Source organism: Pseudomonas sp. AC239 (genome assembly GCF_979258545.1).
On record NZ_OZ409864.1, the window covers coordinates 161,405 to 187,144 of the forward strand.

Consider the following 25,740-nt stretch of genomic DNA (forward strand, 5'->3'; position numbering starts at 1 on the left):
ATGACCTTCCTCCGCGTGTCGAGGATTGCATTCTGCCCGATCCCTGCCACGCCTACACGGATAAATAAATCAAGAAGTTGCTGCTACTGATCGAAATCCTCCAGCTCGTGCGACAGGCAATAAAGAAATAACTCAGAAAGAGTGACACTCCCCGCACCCAAGCCTAAAATGGCGTGTTTTTTTGATCAACAATCTGGTGCTATTAATGCGCAATGGTTCAGTAAGTATCGCCGTGTCGGACATCATCGCCGCGACGAGACGGTACGCTTTAGTAGGGATGCTAGGCTGGCAGGACGTTCGCCAGCGCTATAGAAGGTCGGCACTCGGACCGTTCTGGCTGACTATCAGCATGGGCGTCATGATCGCCACCATCGGTGTGGTTTTCGGTCAGATTTTCAATTCTCCGATTCAGGAATTCCTGCCTTTTCTCGCGATCGGCATGATTCTCTGGAGCTTCATGTCCACGGTGATCACCGAAGGCTGCACCGGGTTCATTGCCGCCGAAGGCATCATCAAGCAATTACCGATCCCCCTGTTTGCCCACATCATGCGCATGATCTGGCGCAACATCCTGATTCTGGGTCACAACATCGTGATCTTTCCACTGGTACTGCTGGCCGTCGGCAAACCGCTGACCTGGTTGGCCCTGATCAGCATTCCGGGTTTTTTCCTGGCACTGCTCAACTTGACCTGGATCGCCCTTCTGCTGGGCATTCTGTGTGCGCGCTACCGTGATCTGCCCCAGATTGTCGGAAGTTTGTTGCAAGTCGTGTTTTACCTCACGCCAATCATGTGGATGCCAAGCTTGCTGCCGCAACGGGCAGGTCTGTACCTGCTCGATCTGAACCCGGCCTACCATGTCATGTCGGTGGTTCGATCCCCGCTGATCGGGCAGTTGCCCACCGCTACCAACTGGTGGGTTTCCCTGGGCATGGCCGTCGTCGGCTGGGCTTTCGCGCTCGTGGTTTACGGCCGTTACAAGCGCCGCATCGCATACTGGCTCTGAGAAGAACGACTAATGTCCTTGATCGAATTCAAAAATGTCTGTGTAGATTTTCCGATCTATAACGCGAACGGACGCTCGCTGAAAAAGCGTCTGATGCAAGTGGCTACCGGCGGTCAGTTAGGTGCGGATCAACAGGGCCGAGTGATTGTCAGAGCTCTCGAAGACCTGACTTTCACGCTCCGCGACGGGGATCGGGTCGGCCTCCTTGGACACAACGGCGCCGGCAAGAGCACGCTGCTGCGCTTGCTCAGCAGCGTGTACGAACCTTCCTCCGGCACCGCCGTGATCAAGGGAGAAATCGGCTCGTTGATCGACATATCACTGGGTACGGATCCGGAAGCGACCGGCCGGGAAAACATTTTCCTGCGCGGCGGCATTCTTGGCATGACCAAGTCGGAGATCGCCGAAAAGCTCGACGAGATCATCGAATTCTCCGAGCTTGGTGATTTTGTCGACATGCCGATCCGCACTTATTCGTCAGGGATGCACTTGCGTCTGGCGTTTGCGGTTTCGACGACGATAAAACCGGAAATCCTGTTGATGGACGAATGGCTTTCGGTGGGCGATGAAGGCTTCAAGCACAAAGCCGAAATCCGCATGAACGAGCTGGTGAAATCGACCAATATCCTGGTGATTGCCAGCCACTCGCGCGAACTCGTCATGCACACCTGTAATCGAGTGCTGTGGCTGGAGCACGGGAAAATAAAAATGGATGGCGACCCGGCGACGGTCACCGCAGCTTATTTCGGAGCTTGAGGCAGATGAACAGCATTAAGCGCAACGGCGTGGATATACAGGTGGCTTTCACGCTGGCCTCCAGCCGCCTGCACGCCAAGAACCTCATTGAAACGGGGGCTGATGTCCCGGCGGAGGTTGTCGCGACCAAGCCAGGCATGAAACTGATCGTACGCCACTATACGAAACAGGCGCTTGTGCGTATTGCGCATCGCCTTGTCAGAGCGGCCCGACCGGTCACCCGTCCACTATTGTTCCGCCTGCGCAACTACTTCACCTCCACCCTCCGCCAGGAAATGCTGGAAGAGTTCACCAAGCTGCAGAAGATTCAGTACCAGCAGCACCAGCAGATCGTTCTCGAATTTCAGCGCCTGGCGAACTCGGCGAAGATCCAGACCCGACTGTCGCAAAAAATCTTTTCCGGCCAGCACTCGCTGGAAAGTCTGCAACAACAACTGGACCGTATCGAACAGAAATGTCCGGGCGTCGACCGTCAACCGGCTGTCGATTCGCCTCAGGGCGAGCCACGGCCGCTCCTCGACAAGCCAGAGGTGAAGGTGCATGAAAAGTGAAGTGATCGTCGTCGGTGCCGGCGGGCACGCCAAGGTGTGTATCGAATTGCTGCGAGCCCAAGGCGATAGCGTCGCTTACTGCGTAGGTAATCCGGACAGTCCGGATACCTGCCTGGGGGTTCCCGTACTTAAAAATGACGAACACCTCGCGGCGCTTCGCAATGATGGCTACGAAAAGGCATTCATCGCGATCGGCTCCAATTCGGTGCGAAACAAGCTGGCCGCAAAGGCGACCCAGCTGGGGTTTGGCCTGGTCAATGCGATCAGTCCGGCAGCAGTGGTATCACCTTCAGCTAATTTGGGGAGGGGAATCGCCGTCATGGCCGGCGCCGTTATCAATGCCGAGGCGAAAATTTCGGACCTGTGCATCGTCAATACCGGCGCCACTATCGATCACGATTGCGTGATTGGCGAGGCGGTCCATATCGCTCCGCAATGCGCGCTGGCGGGCAATGTGCATGTGGGCAAGCTCAGCTTTATCGGTGTCGGCAGCAAAATCATCCCCGAGGTTCATATTGGTGAGTCGGTGATGGTAGGTGCCGGCAGCGTCGTCATTTCGAACATCGGGTCGGCAACCACAGTCGTAGGCGTGCCAGCCAAAGTTCTACACAAAATTTGAAGGAACAAGCATGAATCGTATTTCTGTTGCACAACCGAAGCTTGCCGGAAACGAACGTAAGTATGTGCTGGATTGCCTGGATACCAACTGGATTTCCTCGAACGGCAAATACATCGGCGCCTTCGAAGAAAGCTTCGCAGCATTCTGCGGCGTCAAGCACGCGATCGCGACCAACAACGGCACCACTGCACTGCACTTGGCATTGGTCGTGCTCGACCTGCAACCGGGCGATGAAGTCATCATTCCGACAGTGACCTACATTGCCACCGCCAATGCCGTGCGCTACTGCGGAGCGACGCCTGTATTGGTGGACGTTTGCGCCGATACGATGAACATCGATCCGCAGACCATCGAAAGCAAGATCACCGCGAAGACCAAAGGCATCATCCCGGTGCACCTGTACGGTCACCCTGCGCAAATGGATGTCGTCAACGAAATCGCCCGCAAACACAACCTGTGGGTGGTGGAAGACGCGGCCGAAGCCCATGGCGCCGAGGTCAAGGGCAGCAAGGTTGGCAGCCTCGGCACGTGCGCAACCTTCAGTTTTTTTGGCAACAAGATCGTCACCACTGGTGAAGGCGGCATGATTACCACCAACGATGATGAGCTGGCGGCGAAACTGCGCCTGTTCCGTGGTCAGGGCATGGACCCGAAGCGTCGTTACTGGTTTCCAGTGGTCGGCTACAACTACCGCATGACCAACATTCAGGCAGCGATCGGTCTGGCGCAGATGGAAAACATTGATACTGCCCTGGCAGATCGTGATCGGCTCGCTGGCTGGTATAACGAAGCGCTGGCCGACCTGGCTGGCAAAATCGTGTTGCCGACCGAGGCCTCCTGGGCCAAACAGGTTTTCTGGATGTACAACATCTTCCTGAGCGATGGCGACGAGCACAAACGTGACGAAGTCATGCAAAAGCTTGATGCCATGGGTATCGAAACCCGCCCGGTCTTCTACCCAATGCACGTGCTGCCACCGTACAAGGAGGACAGTACCTACCCTGTTGCAGACTTGTGGTCGGGACGGGGCATCAATTTGCCGACGCATCAGGACCTGACTCAGGATGACATCATCAGAATTGCAGCCAGCCTGCGTGAGGTCCTGGCCGACTGATGAAAATCGCCCTTTGCTCCACATTCGTGCCCTTCATCAGAGGGGGCGGAAGGAATATCGTCGACTGGCTGGCCTCCATGCTGACGGCAGCCGGCCATCAGGTCGAAGTCGTCTACTTGCCCGAACTGGATGCGCCGGATCTGTTGTTTCAACAGATGATGGCGTTGCGTTGGGTCGATCTGCAGAGCGCTGACCGGGTGATATGTTTCCGGCCACAGTCGCACCTGATTCCCCATCCGCACAAGATCCTCTGGTTCATCCATCACATTCGTGCGTTCTACGATATGTGGGACAGCCCGTACCGCGATTTCCCGGACAATGCCAAGCATCGCGCAATTCGCGATGCGCTGATGGATGCCGATACCCGAGCCCTGGGCGAAGCAAAGGCGATCTTCACCAATTCGAAGGTCGTATCCAAGCGACTCAAGACCTACAACGACTTCGATAGCGAGGTGCTTTACCCTCCGGTCTTCGAATCGGAGCGTTTTTTTTGCGCTGGCTACAACGATGAAATCGCTTACATCTGCCGCCTCGAACATCACAAGCGCCAACACCTGCTGATCGACGCACTGAACTATACGACGACGCCGGTCCGCCTGCGGTTGCTGGGAACGGGCGCGGGTCCAGACTACGGCATCGCCCTGCGCGAAAAAATCGAAGAGTACGGCCTTTCGGACCGAGTGACCCTGGATGATCGCTGGATCACTGAAGAAGAAAAGGTCGCGCAGCTGTCAGTTTGCCTAGCTGCCGCCTACCTTCCGGTCGATGAAGACTCCTACGGCTACCCCAGCCTCGAAGCCAGTCACGCGGAAAAACCGATCCTAACCACTACCGACTCGGGTGGCGTTCTGGAATTGGTTCAGGATGGCTATAACGGCTATATCGCCGAGCCGACTCCAGAGTCTCTGGCCGCTGCGATGGACAAACTCTACCGGGATCGAAGTCTGACCGAAGCCATGGGCAAGAATGCCCGGCAGCGCCTGGTTGACTTGAAAATTTCCTGGTCACATGTGCTGGAGCGTCTGTTGGCATGAAAGTCCTGATTGTGAACAACATGGCTCCGTTCATCTGGGGCGGCGCCGAAGAACTGGCGGTCAATCTGCAAAGAAACCTGCTCATGGCCGGTCACGACGCCGAAGTCATGCGCATCCCGGCTCAGTGGGAACCGGCATCGCGCATCCCCTCCCAGATGCTGCTGACCCGCACGCTGGAAATCTTCAATACCGATCACGTCATCGCCTTGAAATTCCCGGCGTACCTGGTTCGCCACCACCGCAAATCACTGTGGCTGCTGCACCAGTATCGTCAGGCCTACGACCTTTACGACGTCGGCCAGACCAACCTGCCGGCAGACAAGAGCGGCAGCGACATTCGCAACGCCATTATCAACGCGGACAACGAAACTTTCGCGGAGAGCCGCAACATCTACACCAACTCCGAAGTGACCAGACAGCGGTTGTTCAAATACAACGGCTTCGACTCGCAGGTGTTGTTACCGCCCGTAAACGATCCTGAAGCATTCACCGGCGGTGAATATGACGATTACATATTTGCCGGCGGACGCGTCAACGGCATGAAGCGTCAGCACTTGCTGCTGCGAGCACTTGCCAAAGCCGACAAACGGGTCAAGCTGGTCATTGCCGGGCCTCCCGAGTCGCACGCCGACACGCTGCAATTGCATTCGATCATCAATGAGTTCGGCCTGCATGACCGCGTCAAACTTGACCTTGGATTCCTGCCTCGCTCCACCTACGTCAATTATGTCAATCGTGCACTCGCGGTTGCTTACATTCCGTTCGATGAAGACTCCCTGGGTTACGTCGCGATGGAAGCCGCCACTGCGCGCAAAGCACTGATCACGACGACGGACAGCGGTGGCATCCTGGGCCTGGTCAATCCGCAGGAGTCCGGATGGCGGGCAGAACCCACTGCAGAAAGTCTGGCAGAAGCGATGAATGCGGCATTTGAAAGCAAAACCCGAACCATCGAGTACGGCGAAGGCGCGGAGGCGCTGTGGAACACCCTGGGCATCAACTGGCCCGAGACCATAGAGGCGCTACTTAAATGAAACTGGTCATTTTTACCCCCGGCGTCAAATCCTCCGCCATCGGAAGGATGACTCGTCTCGTGGTTCGCGCCCTGCTCAGTCAGCAGCACCACATTGTGCTGGTGCGCACTGAAAGCCCGCATGTTCTCGACAAAGAGGCTCATGACTTCGGTTGCACCGTCATTGCCTGGACGGATGAAGAGCGGGTTGGCACCGAAGTGGCGGACGCTGACTGCCTCGTCTACCAGATCGGCGACAACTACGAGTTTCACGAAGGTGGCGTAGCCTGGCTTCACAAAGCCCCGGGCATCGTCTGCCTGCATGACTTCTTCCTCGGCCATCTTTTCTGGGGTTGGGCGCAGCAACGGCGCGATGAGGCCCATCACATCCTGACGCAGTGGTACGGACGCAGAATCGCCAGCGACTACTTCAACGTCAGCGACAGCACGACCTTCATCAACTCGACGCGAGAAACCGCACCGCTGACCGAATGGATCAGTTCGATGGCCACCGGCGTGATTACCCATAGCAACTGGGGATGCAAGCGGGTAATGGCCGCGTGCGCGGGTCCGGTTTTTGTGACGCCGCTGGCCTACGACGCTCCCGGGACTGTCGCCGGGCAACCGGTACAAAATGACAATCGCAAGTTGCGGTTGTTGACCATTGGCCACGTCAACCCCAACAAACGCGTGGAAAGTTGCATCAAGGCCATTGCCAGCAACGCCTCACTTCGAAAGAACGTGAGTTACCGTCTGGTGGGGGCGATTCTTCCGGATGTCGAACGGAAATTGTCCGAAATGGCCGCCAAAGCCGGGGTCGAGCTGATTATTTCCAACGAAGTCGATGACGCCGCGTTGTCAGAGGCCATTCGCGAAGCTGACGTTATCAGTTGCCTGCGCTGGCCCAGCCTCGAAGCGGCTTCGGCCTCTGCGATTGAAGCGATGCTGTACGGTAAAGCCACCATCGTTACCGACACCGGCTTTTACAGCGAACTGCCCGATCAGTACGTATTGAAGGTATCGCCTGAAAGGGAAATAGAAGATCTGAAGAAGATCCTTCTATCACTGCGCAGCAGCCCCTCCGCGGCGATCGATATCGGCAAGCAGGCGCAAACGTGGGCACAGGAGACATTCACGGCCGAGAACTACGCCCACAAACTTGTGCAGGCGGTGCCTGTCGCGCTTCGGGCGAAGGTCATCATTTCAGCGGTCGACCATTTTGCGACCATCATCGAGAAATGGTCAGCAAGCCCCGAATTGCTCGGTACGCCCGAGATTCTCAAGTCGCTGAATCTGTTCAACACCAATACGATTGCCTGAATACCAGCATGCGGTGGATCGACCCTGATCCACCGCATGCTGTAATCGTTACTTCAGGCTATCGAAAACAAACTGCGCCGTCTCTTTCCAGGCAACGGGTTTGTAATCACGTTTGATCGCCGCTTCCTTGGCCGCCAGCGCCAGCGGATCGAACGCATACTTGTGCAGTTCAGCCACCCAAGCCGACACATCCCATGGCTCCAGGTAGTCCAGCAGCTGCCCGCCTACTTCCGGAATCGAAGCCGCATTGGAGGCCAGGCAGTACTTGCCGGCAGCCAGACTTTCGGCAACAGGCAGTCCCCACCCTTCATACAATGACGGGAACGCAGTCATCATGCAGTTGCGGTACAAGTGCATGAGGTCTGAGTCCGACACGTTATTGAGAATGCGTATGTAATCCTGAGTTCTCGGATCAAGCGAGATGTCCGATAACAAGTCACCCACGCCCCAACCCGGCATTCCGACAAAGACCAGTTTAGGCAGATCCTGAACACCGCTATCGATCAGGCGGGTATAGGCGCGGTAAAGCACCTCATGGTTCTTGCGGCGCTCGATCGTGGAAACGAACAGGACGAAACGCTCTTTCAACAATGTTTCGACGTCAGGGCTGACGGCGTCGCTCAACTCGTGAGATAGCTGGCAGCCCAACTTGACCACCGCCGTTTCAGGAACCGGCGCACCCAATTCATCGAGCAACGCGATCAGATCCTTGCGCGTGCATTCGGAAATGCACAGGATCTTGTCCGCGCACCAAGCGACGTCAGCAAAGTAATTGGCAAACTTGGCCGCAACATCACCCACACACAAATGTGGCAGCCTCACCGGAATCACGTCGTAGCAGAAGAGAATGACGCGCAAACCGACCTGCTTCTTCAACTCATAGAGATGCACAAGGTCTTTATTGTCCCAGTCCAGCCCCACCGATATGTAGCTGTCACCTTTGGCAAAGGGATGGCCGCCACTGTGCACTTTGCGTGACGCAGGATTGAATACATGGCTGCGCTGGGCCGGTTTGAAAAAAGCCCGTGCGGCCGAAATCAAATGGCGGACGCCGATCACCGCTTCCACGATGGAGGTACGGCGCAGCTGGAAAAACTGATAGATACGCCCGCTCAACTTGGGAGGCAGGCGGTTCAGTACCTTGGTCGCCTTTTCTTTCAGGCGCGCCTCTATCGAACGTTTATTGGTAGTGCCGGCAATTGCCCGGCCTGGCGCTGCCGCGTGAACCCCGGAAATTCTCTTCAGGGTTTTTGCCACGTCGGTCGCATCGATCGCGCTGTATCCGGTGGCATGACTGAAGAAGCAGAACTTCACCTCTTCCCCCGCCGCGATCAGTTCGAGCGCATGGGCCGCAGCCTCGGCCTCGGTACGAATAATGCCTACGGCTGGCCGACGCCAGCCAAGAATGGTTGTTACATCAAACCAGGTGGTCATGCTTGCGCCTTCTGAACGATAACGTCTGCCGCTGTACGCGGAATTGATTCCAGACTCCGAGCCCACGTCAATGGCTCACGCGATGCTCTGTCCGGGCCGTCACCACTGATCATCGCAGGCCCGGTGAGACGCGCGCGGATTGCCGCATGAAACTCGTGGGGCGTACGCGCAACACTGATCTCGGGAAGCAGAAGATGCTGTTCGAAACCACGAAATGCCGCTTCGGTGCCGATGACGTACTTGCCAGAGTAAATGGCTTCTGCGGTTTTGATATTCGAGCCGCCACCGTGAGGGATCGGTAACAGAAATGCGTGCGCAAGTGTCTTGACGGCGTCCAGATCTTCGTCCGGCAGCATGTACAGCAGTTGCAGGCGCGACAGGTTCAGTTGTCCCCAGCGACTGTCGCGAAGTGTGGTTTCGAGGTGCTCACATACACTGCCGACCACCACCAGTTTGCTGTCCGGAGGAATGCACGCCAGAGAACTGCCGAGGCAATCATTGAAACCCTTGAAATTGGGCGGATGGGCACTGGCAACATAGAGAATCCAGGGCGACTGCGGCAGCCGCTCTTTCCAACTGGCGAGCAACTCCGCCCTGGCCGACCATGGCGCGATACCGTTGGACGCCAGCAGCGGTCTTTTCGCGCCCCAGACCTTGAGAATATCGAAATCGGCCTGGGTTACCGCCACGGCAATATCTGCTTCCAGCGTTGCCTTGCGCTCGAGCGTCTCGATGTCGGCGATCACCGATTCGGCGCCCTTGATGCCATAGCTGTCGAGAATCTCCTGCTTCAGCGGAGCTTCGATGTTCTGCGAGCCGTAGATTAGGCACGCATTGGCGTATTGCGGCATCTGGCGGATCTTCAGCACCAGCGGCCATAGCCATGGCTGCTCGACATGAATCACGTCGATCACTGGCGGCAGTTTCTTGAGAATGTCAGCGAAACCGCCCTGCTCCGACGCTGCGAATTCCCCGGACAGCAAATCGTTGATCAGTGGCACATACGTGCCCTTGTATTTCCTGAAGTCGCTGCCAGCCGGAAAGCTGACATCGTTGGCACCCAGGGTAGATGGCGGATAACCTTCCGGCTCATATACAGCCAGATGAGTTACATCCCAACCATTTTCGCGAAAGGTCTTGGCGATGTTGGCGACCCGGACCTGTCCGCCGTGACGGGGACTGGCAATCGGGTACGTGCTTAACAATAAAACCGTTTTCAAAATGGCAACCTATAGAAATGATATTTCGCAACCCGCGCCCGCATCGCTGTGCTTCGCTCACCCAAGCACGGGCGCCGCTGAATACCAGACGGGCGAAGCTTCAAGCACCCTTGATCAACAACTCGATCTCTTTCAGACGCGCCCACATCAATGCCTGATCGCCACGGGTTTCGACGTTCAGGCGCAACAGCGGCTCGGTGTTGGAGCCGCGCAGGTTGAAGCGCCAGTCGGCAAACGACACGCTGATGCCGTCAGTCCTGTCGAGCGCGGGATTGAGCGGCAGGAAATGCTCCAGGACTTTGTGCAGCATCGCCGGCACATCTTCAACGCGATAGTTGATCTCGCCGGTGCATGGATAAGCGTCAATACGCTCGTCGACCAGTTGCGCCAGGCTCTTGCCAGTGCTGGACATCAGGGCCGTGACCAACAACCACGGGATCATCCCGCTGTCACAATAGGCGAAATCACGGAAATAGTGGTGGGCGCTCATTTCGCCGCCATAAATGGCGTCCTCGATACGCATGCGCTCTTTGATAAATGCATGCCCCGTCTTGCACAACACCGGCACGCCGCCCGCTTGCTCGACCTGCTCGATGGTGTTCCAGGTCAGTCGCGGGTCATGAATGATCTTGCTGCCCGGGTGTTGCTTGAGCAACATTTCCGCCAACAGCCCGACCAGGTAATAACCTTCGATAAACCGGCCGGTTTCGTCGAAAAAGAAACACCGGTCAAAATCCCCATCCCACGCCAGCCCGACATCGCAGCCATTTTCAAGCAATGCCTGGCGCGTCAGCTCGCGATTTTCCGGCAACAGAGGGTTGGGCACGCCATTGGGGAAGTGACCGTCCGGCTCGGCATTGATCAGCGTCCATTCGAATGGCAACTTGCCCATCAACTCCTGCAGGACCGGCCCGGCAGCACCGTTGCCAGGGTCTGCAAGGATCTTCAGCGGCTTGAGGTTCGCCACGTTGATGTAAGTCAGCAAGTGGTCGATGTAACGGCTTTTATCGAACGCCTCACGCACATTACCTACGGCTTCCGCCAACGCGCCAAGGTCACCACTCTCTACCCGATCACGGATGGCGTTCAGCCCGGTGTCACCGCTGATGGGACGTGATTGCGACTTGACGAGTTTCATCCCGTTATAGCCTTTGGGATTGTGACTCGCCGTGATCATTACGCCACCATCGGCATTGAAGGCACTGGTGGCGAAATAGACTTCTTCAGTTCCGCACAGGCCGATGTCGATGACACCGGCACCTGCCTCTCTCAGTCCACGGGCCATCGCCTCGGCCAGCATCGGACTTTCCAGTCGCATATCGCGCCCCAGCACGATGCTTTTGGCTTGCAACTCAACGACCATGGCCCGGCCGATCCGGTAAGCGACATCCTCATTCAGATCGACCGGTACTTCACCACGGATGTCATAAGCCTTAAAGCAGCGGGTCTTGATAGGGGTATGCATTTCGATCTCTTGCCTGGGAATCCGAGACAGCCGCCGGAAAATGCCGCAGCTGTGAATCATCGATAGGGAGTGAAGTCGCGCAATGTCACATGCAAATAAGCCCGACCGGTAAAAAATCGCCGGTCAGGCCTATGGCTGCCACCGCGCTGTTATTTGTCGACGCGGCCGTAATTGTCTTCAAAGCGGACGATATCGTCTTCACCCAGATAATCGCCGCTTTGCACCTCGATCAGCACCAGGTCAATGACGCCCGGGTTCATCAGGCGATGCTGGTGACCGGCACGGATGAACGTCGACTCGTTGGTGTTGAGCATCAGTTCCTGCTGGTCGTTGACCACGACCGCCATCCCGCTGACGACGATCCAGTGTTCACTGCGGTGATGATGCATCTGCAGCGACAGCGACGCTTTGGGCTTTACTACAATTCGCTTGATCTTGAAGCGTTCGCCATTTTCCAGGGTGGTATAGGTACCCCATGGACGGTGGACCGTACGGTGCAGCAAATGCACGGTGTGGCTGCACGCCTTGAGCTGATTGACGATGTGTTTCACGTCTTGAGCGTGATCTTTATGAGCAATCATCACCGCATCAGGCGTGTCGATGACCAACAGGTCTTCCACACCGACCAGCGCAGTCAGACGCCCCTCGCTGTTCACATAATTATTGCGCGAGCCATGGGACAACACTTCGCCTTCAAAGCGGTTGCCGTTTTCATCCGGCGCAGTCAGTTCGCTCACCGCGTTCCATGAACCGATGTCACTCCAGCCAATGTCGCACGGTATGGTCGCGACTTTCTGGGAACGCTCCATCAATGCATAGTCGATGGAGATATCCGGCACCTGCGCAAAGCTTTCGCTGTCCAGCGCCAGGCAACGATATTTGTTGGAGGACGATAGGCGAGACACCTCGATGGTCTTTGCAACCGCCTCGACAACGTCGGGGGCGTGCAGCCGAAGCTCTTCCAGAACGGTGCCTACACGGAAACAGAACATGCCCGAGTTCCAGAAATAGTTGCCAGCACTGACGTAGTTCTGTGCAGTCTCCAGATCAGGTTTCTCGACAAACCGGGCGACCTTCAACCCGCCCTTGAGCGGTGCCTCTTTCTGCGCTTCGATATAACCGAAACCGGTTTCCGGATAGGTCGGCTGAATGCCAAACGTAACCAGCCAGCCTTCACTGGCCAGCGCCACAGCATCGGACACCGCCGCGGCAAAGGCTTTTTCGTCCTGGATCAAATGATCGGCGGCGAGCACCAGCATATGTGCATCGGGACCATGGGTGGCTTCCAGTTGCAAGGCCGCTGCGGCCACTGCCGCCGCCGTGTTTCGCCCACAGGGCTCGAGAATGAAGCCTTGCGCGTGCCTGGCCGTGTTGACGACGCCGTATTCATCTTCAGTTTTGAACAGCAACTCGCGATTGGTCACGGTGAGGACTTCCACCACACCGTCCAGCCGTGAGGCGCGCAAGAACGTCTTCTGGATCAGATTCTGACCATCCGGCAACTCCATGAAGGGTTTTGGATGGGCTTCACGGGATACAGGCCACAACCGGCTGCCCACTCCGCCAGACAAAATTACGGGAATCAGTTCCATGCTCAAAGTCCTTAACCCTCTCTCCTGCAAATGATATCCAGGAAAGCAGTCTCAATAATGATTGCAGTCGAACTGCACCGAACCCAGTGCAGAATCCTTGCCCCGCCTCTCGGCCTCAAGACGACAGGGCTGATGACACATACGCCCTCGCGAGCGCCGAATACGTTGCGTGATTGTCTGCCATTCTACAGCGCCAGCCCCCTTGATGATTCGACAGAATGCAACGAACGGTGGTCGGCAAGCAGCGCCCGTCAACGCGCGGGTTGATCCAGCAACTTTTGCAGATACTGCCCGTATCCGGTTTTCTTCAGGCGCTGCGCCTGAGCTTCGACCTGCTCATCGGTAATCCAGCCGTTGTGGTAGGCGATTTCCTCCAGGCACGCTACTTTGAGCCCCTGACGATGCTCGATGGTGTGGACGAAATGCCCGGCTTCCAGCAGCGAGTCATGTGTACCGGTATCCAGCCAGGCAAAGCCGCGCCCCAACATTTCGACGTTCAGGGTTTTCTGTTCCAGATACGCACGATTGATGTCGGTAATTTCCAGCTCGCCTCGTTCCGACGGCTTGATGTTCTTGGCGATTTCGACGACCTGGTTATCGTAGAAGTACAACCCGGTCACGGCGTAGTTGGATTTCGGCTTCAGCGGCTTTTCTTCGATGCTCAGCGCGCAGCCATTGGCATCGAATTCCACCACCCCGAAACGCTCCGGGTCGGACACGTGATAGCCGAACACTGTCGCGCCTGAATCCTGAGCGTTGGCAGAGCGCAGGTTTTCGGTGAAGTACTGACCGTAAAAGATATTGTCGCCGAGAATCAGGCAGCAAGGGTCGCTACCGATAAACGATTCGCCGATGATGAACGCCTGCGCAAGGCCGTCCGGGCTCGGCTGTTCGGCATAACTCAACTCGATGCCATACAGACTGCCGTCGCCCAGCAACTTGCGGAAATTGGGCAAGTCTTCAGGGGTCGAAATGATCAGGATTTCTCGTATGCCCGCGAGCATGAGCACAGACAACGGATAGAAAATCATCGGTTTGTCGTAGATAGGCAACAGCTGCTTGGACACCCCCAGCGTGACCGGATGCAAACGTGTCCCCGAGCCACCAGCGAGAATGATGCCTTTACGATTGGTCTTGATCATTTATTCAGAATTTCCCTGAGCATTCGGGTTACACCACTTTGCCAATCCGGCAAGTGTAGAGAAAAAGTAGCGCGCAGCTTTTGAGTATCCAGACGCGAGTTCAGCGGTCGATGTGCGGGCGTCGGATAGGCAGCGCTTTCGACTGGCTCGATAGCCTTCACGGCGAGTAATTCACCATTGGCTTGAGCGAAGGCGATCACTTGGTTTGCGTAGCCATGCCAGGACACTTCACCAGCGGCTGCCAAGTGGTACAACCCCGCCAGTTCGGGCCGTTGCAGGGCCTGGCGAAGCGCCTGAGCCGTTACGTCGGCAATCAGATCTGCACCGGTAGGCGCACCAATCTGATCCGCGACCACGCTCAACGTTTCGCGATCCTTGGCCAACCGCAGCATCGTCTTCGCGAAGTTGTTACCGCGAGCACCATAAACCCAACTGGTACGGAAGATCAGGTGCTTGCAACCCGATGCAGTGATTGCCTGCTCGCCGGCGAGTTTGCTGAATCCATAATGGTTCACCGGCGCAACGGCATCCGTTTCCCGCCACGCGGCAGTGCCCTGGCCATTGAAAACGTAATCGGTTGAATAATGAACCAGCCAGGCATCCGAGACGACGGCTTCTTCAGCCATAACACCCGCTGCAATGCCGTTTACACGGTCAGCCAAGTCGGTTTCCGATTCGGCTTTATCAACCGCAGTGTAAGCAGCAGCGTTAACGATAACGTCGGGCTGGACCTGCCGAATCGTCGTGCGAAGAGCCTCGGGATTCGACAGATCGCCATTCAATCCACCGGCCTGATGGCGATCAAGCGCAATCAACTCCCCAAGCGGAGCCAGAGAGCGTTGCAGCTCCCAGCCCACCTGACCGTTCTTGCCCAGCAGCAGGATTTTCATGCGTTGTTCGAGCGATCCGTGTAGTTCTGATCGATCCACTGCTGATAGCTGCCGCTCTTCACGTGCTCAACCCAATCAGCGTTGCTCAAGTACCACTCGACAGTCTTGCGAATTCCGGTCTCGAAGGTCTCTTCAGGCGCCCAACCCAATTCCCGCTGGATCTTGCTGGCATCGATGGCATAGCGCTGATCATGCCCAGGTCGGTCCTGCACATAGGTAATCAGGCTGGCATGGGGACGATGGGCCGAATCAGGCCGCAATTCATCGAGCAACGAACACAGGGTATGCACCACTTCGATGTTCTGTTTTTCGTTGTGTCCGCCAATGTTGTAGGTCTCACCGATGACGCCTTCGGTGACGACTTTGTACAACGCACGAGCATGATCTTCGACATACAACCAATCGCGAACCTGATCGCCTTTGCCGTACACCGGCAGCGGCTTGCCTTCAAGTGCGTTGAGAATGATCAGCGGGATCAGCTTCTCAGGGAAGTGACATGGGCCATAGTTGTTCGAACAGTTGGTAACCAGCGTAGGCAAGCCATAAGTGCGTGCCCAGGCCCGAACCAGATGATCGGAGCTGGCCTTGCTCGCCGAGTAGGGTGAGCTTGGCTGATAAGGCGTGGTTTCGGTGAAGAGGTCTTCCGGACCTTCGAGATCTCCGTAAACCTCGTCGGTCGAAATGTGATGGAAGCGGAAATTCGCTTTGCGTGCATCATCCAACGCAGCCCAGTAATGGCGCGCGGCTTCGAGCAGCGTGTAAGTACCGATGATATTGGTCTGGATGAAGTCGGAAGGTCCCGATATAGAGCGATCAACGTGGGATTCTGCGGCCAGATGCATGATTGCATCCGGTTGATGTTCACGCAGAACGCGGTCGATCTGGTCACGATCACAGATATCGACCCGCTCGAACGCATAACGGGAATTCTGACTGACTTCCGCCAATGACTCCAGATTGCCGGCGTACGTGAGTTTATCGACGTTAACGACTGCATCGGAAGTCTTGGAGATGATATGACGGATGACTGCCGAGCCAATGAAGCCGGCACCGCCGGTAACTAGAATTTTCACGCGAAGCGATACCCTTGAGCTGCGGACAGCGCTGCCAGCGAGCGCGGTCTAATCCATGAATGCAGAAGCCACTATCAGTCGGCATCCGTCAGAGTCAGTCTGAATCGACATGCAGAAGGCACGATCGAACAAGGGACGCATTTTACAGCTTAATGATGGTTTTACTAATGGATAAAGGCACGCCGAGACGCAATTTCGACAGATGCCGTGCGCCTGCCGCTTTCAGACCATTCGCTTGCGCGCGGCTCTGGATGAACGCCCCAGAAACCAGCCCAATACCGGGCCAATCAGCATGCCAATCAGCAGCGCCAACACTGCAACCACCGAGACTGGCAACTGCGGGCCGGAAAAACCCAGAAACAAAAGCGCAACCGATTGTTGGTTCTCCAGCACAAATGCCAGAACAATCAGAACCATCAGCAGAAGAAAAACGCCAAGCAGTATGCGTTTCAGGTTACGCATTCACGCCCCCTTGAATTTGAATAGCGAAGATCAAGCGCCCTCCTCCTCTTCCTCATTTACCCGATCACGCAATTCTTTACCCGGCTTGAAATGCGGAACGAATTTACCGTCCAGACTGACGGACTGGCCGGTCTTGGGATTGCGACCTACACGAGGCGCGCGATAGTGCAGGGAGAAGCTGCCGAAACCACGGATCTCAATACGATCACCGGTGGCGAGGCACTGAGACATTTGTTCAAGCATGGTCTTGATGGCCAGCTCCACATCCTTGGATGAGAGTAGCCCTTGATGGGTGACAATTCGTTCGATCAACTCCGACTTCGTCATATTTTTCCCTTCTTTTTCAAGCAGCTAGATCAGCGCTTGAAAGGTTTTAGCATGCCCGGAAGATTTTGAACAGCCCAGGGATTGACATATCTTTCCCGGGGTCAAAATGCCCATTTTCAGGGCATCCCATTGGCGAGTCGGATCGCTGCGCACCTAACGACACATCACCAGCATGGTCCGGGTTACGAAGCCTGCCGGATTGAAGCCGAACGGATATTGGTCGTCATCTTCGGCATCATCAGACCGGGTTATGACCTTGTAGCCCTTGCCCTTGCACTCCTTCGCTGCGCGTTTCTGGCACTTTTCCCAACCGGAGCCCAGCCCCGAGCAATCGACCTCGATACCACTGACGCCGCGCACCGCATGGGTTTTCGCGCTGGTGGTGCACCCTGCCAGCGCCAGGACCATTGCAGCAACAAGTAACTTGTTCATCCACTTCCTTATGCCAGGCAAGCCTGACGACTAACGCTCAAGACCAAGCTTAGTCGCGAATAGGCGATTGATCCGATTAAAGAAACAGACCCGCAGGCGTCGGCATTGGTTTCATGCACGGACGTACAAAGACCAAATCGCAGACACAAAAAAGGGCGACCGAAGTCGCCCTTTTTTATGATCAAGCAGAACTCAGTTCTGTTTGGCCATTGCTTGACGCAGCAGTGCCGCCATAGTGGTATCAGCTGCTTCGCCTTCCGGAGCTGCTTTCAGGCTCTGGATGGCTTCTTTCTCTTCAGCATCGTCTTTCGACTTGATCGAGAGCTGGATTACGCGGCTCTTGCGATCAACGCTGATGATCTTGGCTTCAACTTCCTGGCCTTCTTTCAGAACGTTGCGCGCGTCTTCAACGCGGTCACGGCTGATTTCGGAGGCTTTCAGGGTAGCTTCGATGTCGTCGGCCAGAACGATGATGGCGCCTTTGGCGTCAACTTCTTTCACGGTACCGGTCACGATAGCGCCCTTGTCGTTAACCGAGACGTACTCGGAGAACGGATCGCTTTCCAGCTGCTTGATGCCCAGGGAGATGCGCTCGCGCTCTGGGTCAACAGACAGGATGACAGTGTCCAGCTCGTCGCCCTTCTTGAAACGACGTACGGCTTCTTCGCCCACTTCGTTCCAGGAGATGTCGGACAGGTGAACCAGACCGTCGATGCCGCCGTCCAGACCAATGAAGATACCGAAATCGGTGATCGACTTGATGGTGCCGGAGATCTTGTCGCCCTTGTTGAACTGGCCAGAGAAGTCTTCCCATGGGTTCGACTTGCACTGCTTGATGCCCAGGGAGATACGACGACGCTCTTCGTCGATGTCCAGAACCATGACTTCCACTTCGTCGCCGACTTGTACGACTTTCGAAGGGTGGATGTTCTTGTTGGTCCAGTCCATTTCCGAAACGTGTACCAGACCTTCAACGCCTTCTTCCAGCTCAGCGAAGCAGCCGTAGTCGGTCAGGTTGGTTACACGAGCGGTAACGCGAGTGCCTTCTGGGTAACGGGCTTTGATAGCAACCCATGGATCTTCGCCCAGTTGCTTCAGGCCCAGGGAAACACGGTTGCGTTCGCGATCGTATTTCAGAACCTTGACGTCGATTTCGTCACCAACGTTGACGATCTCGGAAGGATGCTTGATGCGCTTCCAGGCCATGTCGGTGATGTGCAGCAGGCCGTCCACGCCACCCAGATCGACGAATGCGCCGTAATCGGTGAGGTTTTTGACGATACCTTTGACTTGCTGGCCTTCCTGCAGGGATTCCAGCAGAGCTTCACGCTCGGCGGAGTTCTCGGCTTCGAGGACGCTGCGACGGGAAACGACAACGTTGTTGCGCTTCTGGTCCAGCTTGATGACCTTGAATTCCAGCTCTTTGCCTTCCAGGTGCGTGGTGTCGCGCACTGGACGGACGTCAACCAGGGAACCTGGCAGGAACGCACGGATGCCGTTAACGTCGACAGTGAAGCCGCCTTTAACCTTACCGTTGATAACGCCCTTGACCACTTCCTCGGCTGCGAAGGCTGCTTCCAGAACGATCCAGCATTCAGCGCGCTTGGCTTTTTCACGGGACAGCTTGGTCTCGCCAAAGCCGTCTTCAACCGAATCCAGAGCAACGTGAACTTCATCACCAACGTTGATGTTCAGTTCGCCAGCATCGTTGTAGAACTGCTCAAGCGGGATGAGTGCTTCAGACTTCAGACCAGCGTGAACGGTTACCCAGCGAGCCTGGTAATCGATATCAACGATAACACCGGTGATGATGGAGCCTGCCTGAAGGTTCAGGGTTTTCAGGCTTTCTTCAAAGAGTTCCGCAAAGCTTTCGCTCATTTTAATTCCTGTAGATGAGGGCGAAGTAAACGCCCATCTCCACACCCCAGACGGTGTGGGTTAGTTTCATTTAAAAGAAGCACCGCAGGACTATGACTGGTCCCCTGCGACCTTCTTGGTCACCCGGCGATATCGCGAATGGCGATCTCGCTCATGATGCGTTCAAGCACCTGATCGATGGAAAGCTCCGTTGAATCCAGCTGAATCGCGTCGGCCGCCGGCTTGAGCGGGGCTACTGCGCGCTGGGTGTCACGCTCATCGCGTGCACGGATCTCATCTAGCAGACTCGACAGACTAACACCCTCGACTTTGCCCTTCAACTGCAAATATCGACGGCGCGCCCGCTCCTCGGCACTGGCGGTGAGGAAAATCTTCAGCGGTGCATCCGGAAACACCACCGTACCCATGTCGCGACCGTCGGCCACCAGGCCCGGCGCTTCCTGGAAAGCACGCTGGCGCTGCAGCAGCGCCTCGCGCACGGCGGGCAGCGCAGCCACTTGCGAGGCGCCGGAACCGACGCTTTCGGTACGGATGACATCGCTGACTTCGTCGCCTTCCAGAATGATCCGCTGCAGCTGACCTTCGGTCGCGGCGATGAACTGCACATCCAGATGAGCGGCCAATGTCTTCAGCAGCTCTTCATTGGTCAGGTCGACGCCATGGTTGTGCGCAGCGAACGCGAGCAAGCGATAAAGCGCACCGGAATCCAGCAGGTTCCAGCCCAGACGCTTGGCCAGAATCCCGGCGACCGTGCCTTTGCCGGAGCCGCTTGGCCCATCGATGGTGATGACCGGTGCAATGTTTTTCACGACTGAGCCTCTTGTGCCACACGAATGCCGACTTGCCCGCACAGCGCGAGGAAGTTGGGGAACGAGGTCGCGACGTTGGCGCAATCATGGATGCGGATCGGTGCGGTAGCGCGCAACGAAGCGACGCTGAAGGCCATGGCGATACGGTGGTCGCCGTGACCGTGCACTTCACCGCCGCTGATCTGGCCGCCGTCGATGATGATGCCGTCCGGGGTCGGTTCGCACTTGACGCCCAGCGCCAGCAAGCCGTCCGCCATGACCTGAATCCGGTCGGACTCCTTGACCCGCAGCTCTTCGGCGCCGGTCAGCACGGTACGCCCTTCGGCGCACGCGGCAGCAACGAACAGGACCGGGAATTCGTCGATCGCCAGTGGGACCAGTTCTTCCGGAATCTCGATACCCTTGAGTCTAGCTGCCCGCACGCGCAAGTCAGCCACTGGCTCGCCACCGACTTCGCGCTGGTTTTCCAGCGTGATATCGGCGCCCATCAGCCGCAGGATATCGATCACGCCAGTACGGGTCGGGTTGATACCGACGTGCTCGAGCACCAGTTCGGAACCTTCGGCAATCGAGGCCGCGACCAGGAAGAACGCCGACGAGGAAATATCGCCCGGCACTTCGATGTGAGTTGCAGTGAGCTTGCCGCCGGATTCGACCGAAGCCGTGGCACCGTCGACGCTGACCGGGTAGCCGAAGCCACGCAGCATGCGCTCGGTGTGGTCGCGCGTCGGTGCCGGCTCGGTGACAGTGGTCTTGCCTTCGGCATACAGACCGGCAAGCAGCAGGCAGGATTTCACCTGCGCGCTGGCCATCGGCATGGTGTAAGTCAGGCCCTTGAGCTTGTGCCCGCCACGAATGGTCATTGGTGGACGACCTTCAGCAGCAGTTTCGATCACGGCGCCCATTTCCCGCAGCGGATTGGCCACACGATTCATCGGGCGCTTGGACAGCGAAGCGTCGCCGGTCAAGGTGCTGTCGAAGTTCTGCGCCGCCAGCAGGCCGGAGAGCAGACGCATCGAGGTGCCGGAGTTGCCCAGATAGATCGGGCCCGGCGCCGGTTTCAGGCCGTGCAGGCCGACACCATGGATAGTCACGCGGCCGTGGTGCGGGCCTTCGATGACCACACCCATGTCGCGAAACGCCTGCAAGGTCGCCAGGGCGTCTTCGCCCTCAAGGAAGCCTTCGACTTCGGTGACGCCTTCGGCCAGCGAGCCGAGCATGATCGAACGGTGGGAAATCGATTTGTCACCCGGTACGCGAATCCGACCGGACAGGCGGCCACCAGGTTGAGCCAGGAAGATCAGATCGTTGGAATTCATAGCGTCCACATAGGCCCTGCGGGCCAGGATTTTACTGAAATGCTCGCGGGCAACCCGGGCGCGCGTGAAAACGCCCAACAATTGGTGCCCATCCCCTGCATCGACCGCGTCGCGCAAGGCGTCGAGGTCGCTGCGAAATGTATCGAGTGTGCGCAGGACAGCCTCGCGGTTGGCGAGGAAGATGTCGTGCCACATCACCGGGTCGCTTCCGGCGATTCTTGTGAAATCGCGAAAACCACCGGCAGCGTAACGGAAGATCTCCAGATTTTCATTGCGCTTGGCCAATGAATCGACCAGGCCGAAAGCCAGCAGGTGCGGCAGATGGCTGGTCGCGGCGAGCACTTCGTCGTGCCGTTCGACCTGCATGTGCTCGACATCGGCGCCCAGTTCGCGCCAGAGCCGATCGACCACCGCCAGTGCGGCAGGATCGGTTTGCTCAAGCGGCGTCAGGATCACCTTGTGCCGGCGGAACAGCTCGGCATTCGAAGCTTCCACCCCGCTCTGCTCGGAACCAGCAATCGGGTGCCCCGGGACGAAACGCGCCGGCATGCCGCCGAACGCTTCGGTCGCGGCGCGCACTACGTTGCCTTTGGCGCTGCCGACATCCGTCAGAATCGCCGAGCCCAAGTCCATCACCGACAAACGCGCGAGCAGTTTTTCCATGGCCAGAATCGGCACCGCCAGCTGAATCACATCGGCACCGACGCAAGCTGCCGCCAGATCGTCCTCGCAGCGATCGACCACACCCAATTCGACCGCGAGCTTGCGCGATTGCGGATCCAGATCGACGCCGACCACTTCACGGCACAGGCCGCTTTCACGCGAGCCTTTGGCAAACGAACCACCGATCAACCCCAGACCGACCACCACAAGGCGACCGATCATAGGTGCAGCAGGTTGCAGCGCAGTGACATCAACCACGAGCCAGAACCTTGCGCAGCGCCTCAAGGAAACGGCTGTTTTCCGCTGGCAGACCGATGGTCACCCGCAGGTGGTTCGGCATGCCGTAATTGGCCACCGGACGCACGATCACGCCTTCGCGCAGCAAGCCCTGGAAAACCGGAGCCGCGACCTGGCCGAGATCGACGCAGATGAAGTTGCCTTTGGACTCGATCCAGCCCAGCCCCAACTCACGGAAACCCGCCTGCAACTGCTGCATGCCGGTTTCGTTGAGCTGGCGGCTTTGCGCCAGATATTCCTCGTCCCTCAACGCCGCACACGCCGCCGCCAATGCGAGGCTGTTGACGTTGAATGGCTGACGAACGCGGTTCAGCACGTCCGCCACCACAGGCGTCGACAAGCCATAACCGACGCGCAGCGCGGCCAGGCCATAGGCCTTGGAGAAGGTGCGCGACACCAGCAGGTTCGGGTATGCGGCGAGGAAATCGAGACCGTCCGGCAAATCGCTGCCTTCGGCGTACTCGATGTAAGCCTCGTCGAGGACTACCAGCACATGCTCGGGAACGTCCTGCAGGAATTCGTCCAGCGCTTCGGCGCCGAACCAGGTGCCGGTCGGGTTGTTCGGGTTGGCGATAAACACCACGCGGGTGTTGGCATCGATGGCCGCAAGCATCGCCGGCAGGTCATGGCCCCAATCCTTGGCCGGAACGACTTTGGCTTGTGCGCCGACCGCTTGAGTCGCGATCGGATAGACGGCGAAAGCGTGCTCGCTGAACACCGCATTCAGGCCTGGGGCCAGATAGGCACGGGCTACCAGCTCAAGAATGTCGTTGGAGCCATTGCCCAGGGTGACCTGATTCAGCTCGACGCGACACTGCTCGGCCAGCAGTGATTTCAGGGCGAAACCATTGCCGTCCGGGTAGCGGGTCAGCTCGGCCAGCTCTTCGCGAATTGCCGCCAGCGCCTTTGGGCTGGCGCCCAATGGGTTTTCGTTACTCGCCAGTTTGACGATTTTTGCCGGATCCAGATCCAGCTCGCGCGCCAGTTCGTCCACAGGCTTGCCCGGAACGTACGGCGAAAGTTGTTGCACGCCCGGCTGTGCCAGAGCGAGGAAGTTGCCACTCATTTGCTACCGCCCCTTAGAGAACTGCTTTCGGGTAGGAACCCAGCACTTTGAGTGCTACTGCTTCCTGACTGATCTTTTCCAGCACACCTTTGATTAACGGATCACGGTGGTGGCCGACGAAGTCGATGAAGAACACGTAAGTCCATTTGCCGCTGCGCGACGGACGGGTTTCGATGCGGGTCAGGTCGATGCCATTGTCATGGAACGGCACCAGCAGCTCATGAAGCGCGCCGGGCTTGTTGCTCATCGACACGATGATCGAGGTCTTGTCGTCACCGGTTGGCGGCACTTCCTGGTTACCGATCATCAGGAAGCGCGTCGAGTTGTCCGGGCGATCTTCGATTTTCTCGGCAAGACGCGTCAGGCCGTACAGCCCCGCCGCCATATCGCCAGCGATCGCTGCCGAATTCCACTCACCCTTGACCCGCTTGGCCGCTTCGGCATTGCTCGACACCGCGACGCGCTCGACATTCGGGTAATGCGCGTCCAGCCACTTGCGGCACTGGGCCAGCGACTGCGCGTGGGAATAGATGCGGCTGATGCTGTCGGTCTTGGTGTTTTCGCCGACCAGCAGATGGTGGTGGATGCGCAGCTCGACTTCGCCACAGATCACCATGTCGTGTTCGAGGAAGCTGTCCAGCGTGTGGTTGACCGCGCCTTCGGTGGAGTTTTCCACCGGCACCACGCCGAAGTTCACCGCACCGGCGGCGACTTCACGGAACACTTCGTCGATCGCCGCCATCGGCTTGCTGATCACCGCGTGGCCGAAGTGCTTCATCGCCGCCGCTTGGGTGAAGGTGCCTTCAGGGCCGAGATAGGCCACTTTCAGCGGCTGCTCCAGCGCCAGGCACGACGACATGATTTCGCGAAACAGCCGCGCCATTTCTTCGTTGCCCAGCGGCCCCTGATTGCGCTCCATCACGCGCTTGAGCACCTGAGCTTCGCGCTCGGGACGATAGAACACCGGCACTTCGCCTTCGGCCAGCGAGGCCATCTTCACGCGGGCGACTTCCTGGGCGCAACGCGCACGCTCACTGATCAGCTCGAGGACCTTGGTGTCCAGAGCGTCGATGCGAACGCGCAGTGCCTTGAGTTCTTGCTCGGACATCAGCCGTGTTCCTTCTCGAATTCCGCCATGTACGCCACCAGCGCGTTGACCGCAGTGATGTCGACGGCGTTGTAGATGGAGGCGCGCATGCCGCCCACGGAGCGGTGGCCTTTGAGGTTGAGCAGGCCGCGCTCATCGGCACCGGCGAGGAACGGCTTGTCCAGACGATCGTCAGCCAGACGGAACGGCACGTTCATCCACGAGCGATCCGACTTGTTGATCGGGTTGCTGTAGAGGCCGCTGGCGTCGATGAAATCGTACAGGGTGCGCTGCTTGACGTCGTTGAGCCTGGCGATCGCTTCGACGCCGCCCTGCTCTTTCAGCCATTGGAACACCAGACCGGACAAGTACCAGGCCAGCGTCGGCGGGGTGTTGTACATCGAACCGTTATCGGCCGCGACCTTGTAGTTGAGCATGGTCGGGCACAGCGAGCGCGCCTTGCCGAGCAGGTCTTCGCGGATGATGTTGACGACAATGCCGCTCGGGCCGATGTTCTTTTGCGCGCCGGCGTAGATCATGCCAAAACGCGAGATATCGACCGGGCGCGAGAGGATGTCGGAAGACATGTCGGCCACCAGCGGCACGTCACCGGTTTGCGGGATCCACTGGAATTCCAGGCCGCCGATGGTTTCGTTCGGCGCGTAGTGAACGTAAGCGGCGTCTTTCGACAGGTTCCACTCGTTCTGGCCTGGGATGGCGAAATAGTCGTAAGGCTTGGCAGTGGCAGCAACGTTGACGTGGCCGTAGCGCGAGGCTTCTTCGATGGCTTTCTGCGACCAGATACCTGTGTCGATGTAGTCGGCCGAGCCGCCTTCAGGCAACAGGTTCAACGGGATCTGTGCGAACTGCTGGCTGGCGCCGCCCTGCAGAAACAGCACTTTGTAGTTCGACGGGATATTCAGCAGGTCACGCAGATCCTGCTCGGCCTGGGTGGCAATGGACACGAACTCATCGCTGCGATGGCTCATTTCCATGACCGACAGACCCTTGCCGTGCCAATCAAGGAGTTCACCCTGGGCGCGCTGCAGGACAGCTTCAGGCAGCGCCGCCGGACCGGCGCAGAAGTTATAGGCTCGCTTGCTCACATCCAATCTCGCTCTGATTTGGTGGTATCACGCAATAAATCACACTACCGATCAACATGGTCCTGT

Annotated in this window: 24 protein-coding genes; 8 read left to right on the forward strand and 16 right to left on the reverse strand. The window is 57.6% G+C overall.

The genetic code is table 11. The features are described from left to right. Positions 1-181 precede the first annotated feature (181 nt). The 8 genes from ACZ0AZ_RS00745 to ACZ0AZ_RS00780 all read left to right on the forward strand — a co-directional run bounded on the left by ACZ0AZ_RS00745 (position 182) and on the right by ACZ0AZ_RS00780 (position 7,412). Positions 182-1,006, forward strand: coding sequence for an ABC transporter permease (locus tag ACZ0AZ_RS00745; protein WP_227972800.1), 825 nt, complete (start codon positions 182-184; stop codon positions 1,004-1,006). Positions 1,007-1,018: 12 nt separating this feature from the next. Continuing rightward, positions 1,019-1,762, forward strand: a complete 744-nt coding sequence (locus ACZ0AZ_RS00750; protein ID WP_039760008.1) for an ABC transporter ATP-binding protein — start codon at positions 1,019-1,021, stop codon at positions 1,760-1,762. 5 nt (positions 1,763-1,767) lie between these two features. Beyond that, positions 1,768-2,313 (forward strand): hypothetical protein, encoded by a 546-nt coding sequence (locus ACZ0AZ_RS00755; protein ID WP_129997332.1) that lies wholly within the window; start codon positions 1,768-1,770, stop codon positions 2,311-2,313. Further along, a complete protein-coding gene (locus tag ACZ0AZ_RS00760; protein WP_039760012.1) occupies positions 2,303-2,932 on the forward strand; it encodes an acetyltransferase in 630 nt (209 codons plus the stop codon). Before ACZ0AZ_RS00755 ends, ACZ0AZ_RS00760 begins: the two co-directional genes overlap by 11 nt. Before the next feature lie 10 nt (positions 2,933-2,942). Then, entirely contained in the window at positions 2,943-4,046 is a 1,104-nt protein-coding gene (locus ACZ0AZ_RS00765) for a DegT/DnrJ/EryC1/StrS family aminotransferase (RefSeq protein WP_129997333.1), read from the forward strand. Between the two features lie 158 nt (positions 4,047-4,204). After that, a complete protein-coding gene (locus ACZ0AZ_RS00770; protein ID WP_430981866.1) occupies positions 4,205-5,080 on the forward strand; it encodes a glycosyltransferase family 4 protein in 876 nt (291 codons plus the stop codon). A gap of 20 nt (positions 5,081-5,100) precedes the next feature. Then, entirely contained in the window at positions 5,101-6,114 is a 1,014-nt protein-coding gene (locus ACZ0AZ_RS00775) for a glycosyltransferase family 4 protein (protein ID WP_463538556.1), read from the forward strand. Next, complete coding sequence (locus ACZ0AZ_RS00780) at positions 6,111-7,412, forward strand: glycosyltransferase (RefSeq protein WP_129997336.1); 1,302 nt, start codon at positions 6,111-6,113, stop codon at positions 7,410-7,412. Before ACZ0AZ_RS00775 ends, ACZ0AZ_RS00780 begins: the two co-directional genes overlap by 4 nt. A 48-nt stretch (positions 7,413-7,460) precedes the next feature. Here ACZ0AZ_RS00780 and ACZ0AZ_RS00785 read toward each other — a convergent pair whose 3' ends face one another. The 16 genes from ACZ0AZ_RS00785 to serC form a co-directional block, all read right to left on the reverse strand. Continuing rightward, the gene (locus tag ACZ0AZ_RS00785) at positions 7,461-8,846 is read right to left on the reverse strand and encodes a glycosyltransferase family 4 protein (protein WP_129997337.1); all 1,386 of its coding nucleotides are present in this window, start codon (positions 8,844-8,846) and stop codon (positions 7,461-7,463) included. After that, positions 8,843-10,066: a glycosyltransferase family protein gene (locus ACZ0AZ_RS00790; RefSeq protein ID WP_129997338.1), complete on the reverse strand. Its 1,224-nt coding sequence runs from the start codon at positions 10,064-10,066 to the stop codon at positions 8,843-8,845. The genes ACZ0AZ_RS00785 and ACZ0AZ_RS00790 overlap by 4 nt, the downstream gene beginning before the upstream one ends. A 100-nt stretch (positions 10,067-10,166) precedes the next feature. Beyond that, on the reverse strand, positions 10,167-11,531 hold the full coding sequence (locus ACZ0AZ_RS00795; RefSeq protein ID WP_463538559.1) for a phosphohexomutase domain-containing protein: 1,365 nt from the start codon (positions 11,529-11,531) through the stop codon (positions 10,167-10,169). 149 nt (positions 11,532-11,680) lie between these two features. Further along, positions 11,681-13,123 carry a mannose-1-phosphate guanylyltransferase/mannose-6-phosphate isomerase gene (locus tag ACZ0AZ_RS00800; RefSeq protein WP_129997340.1) on the reverse strand — a complete coding sequence of 481 codons (1,443 nt, stop codon included), beginning with the start codon at positions 13,121-13,123 and terminating at the stop codon, positions 11,681-11,683. A 251-nt stretch (positions 13,124-13,374) separates the two neighbouring features. Beyond that, positions 13,375-14,265 carry a glucose-1-phosphate thymidylyltransferase RfbA gene (gene rfbA / locus ACZ0AZ_RS00805; protein ID WP_129997341.1) on the reverse strand — a complete coding sequence of 297 codons (891 nt, stop codon included), beginning with the start codon at positions 14,263-14,265 and terminating at the stop codon, positions 13,375-13,377. Further along, positions 14,262-15,155 (reverse strand): dTDP-4-dehydrorhamnose reductase, encoded by an 894-nt coding sequence (gene rfbD, locus ACZ0AZ_RS00810; protein ID WP_129997342.1) that lies wholly within the window; start codon positions 15,153-15,155, stop codon positions 14,262-14,264. Before rfbD ends, rfbA begins: the two co-directional genes overlap by 4 nt. Then, the gene (gene rfbB / locus ACZ0AZ_RS00815; protein ID WP_129997343.1) at positions 15,152-16,228 is read right to left on the reverse strand and encodes a dTDP-glucose 4,6-dehydratase; all 1,077 of its coding nucleotides are present in this window, start codon (positions 16,226-16,228) and stop codon (positions 15,152-15,154) included. Before rfbB ends, rfbD begins: the two co-directional genes overlap by 4 nt. Positions 16,229-16,450: 222 nt before the next feature. Beyond that, positions 16,451-16,690 carry a lipopolysaccharide assembly protein LapA domain-containing protein gene (locus tag ACZ0AZ_RS00820; protein ID WP_129997344.1) on the reverse strand — a complete coding sequence of 80 codons (240 nt, stop codon included), beginning with the start codon at positions 16,688-16,690 and terminating at the stop codon, positions 16,451-16,453. A 30-nt stretch (positions 16,691-16,720) separates the two neighbouring features. After that, positions 16,721-17,017 carry an integration host factor subunit beta gene (gene ihfB / locus ACZ0AZ_RS00825; protein WP_007950920.1) on the reverse strand — a complete coding sequence of 99 codons (297 nt, stop codon included), beginning with the start codon at positions 17,015-17,017 and terminating at the stop codon, positions 16,721-16,723. 153 nt (positions 17,018-17,170) lie between these two features. Next, positions 17,171-17,449 (reverse strand): hypothetical protein, encoded by a 279-nt coding sequence (locus ACZ0AZ_RS00830; protein ID WP_129997345.1) that lies wholly within the window; start codon positions 17,447-17,449, stop codon positions 17,171-17,173. Positions 17,450-17,641: 192 nt separating this feature from the next. Continuing rightward, a complete protein-coding gene (rpsA, locus tag ACZ0AZ_RS00835) occupies positions 17,642-19,327 on the reverse strand; it encodes a 30S ribosomal protein S1 (RefSeq protein WP_016770920.1) in 1,686 nt (561 codons plus the stop codon). A 119-nt stretch (positions 19,328-19,446) separates the two neighbouring features. Continuing rightward, complete coding sequence (gene cmk / locus ACZ0AZ_RS00840; protein ID WP_024013869.1) at positions 19,447-20,136, reverse strand: (d)CMP kinase; 690 nt, start codon at positions 20,134-20,136, stop codon at positions 19,447-19,449. Beyond that, positions 20,133-22,340 (reverse strand): bifunctional prephenate dehydrogenase/3-phosphoshikimate 1-carboxyvinyltransferase, encoded by a 2,208-nt coding sequence (locus tag ACZ0AZ_RS00845; RefSeq protein WP_240783168.1) that lies wholly within the window; start codon positions 22,338-22,340, stop codon positions 20,133-20,135. Before ACZ0AZ_RS00845 ends, cmk begins: the two co-directional genes overlap by 4 nt. 28 nt (positions 22,341-22,368) lie before the next feature. Next, on the reverse strand, positions 22,369-23,481 hold the full coding sequence (gene hisC, locus ACZ0AZ_RS00850) for a histidinol-phosphate transaminase (protein WP_039760039.1): 1,113 nt from the start codon (positions 23,479-23,481) through the stop codon (positions 22,369-22,371). A 13-nt stretch (positions 23,482-23,494) separates the two neighbouring features. After that, entirely contained in the window at positions 23,495-24,589 is a 1,095-nt protein-coding gene (gene pheA, locus ACZ0AZ_RS00855; protein ID WP_016770924.1) for a prephenate dehydratase, read from the reverse strand. Then, a complete protein-coding gene (gene serC / locus ACZ0AZ_RS00860) occupies positions 24,589-25,674 on the reverse strand; it encodes a 3-phosphoserine/phosphohydroxythreonine transaminase (protein ID WP_039760041.1) in 1,086 nt (361 codons plus the stop codon). Before serC ends, pheA begins: the two co-directional genes overlap by 1 nt. Positions 25,675-25,740: the final 66 nt, after the last annotated feature.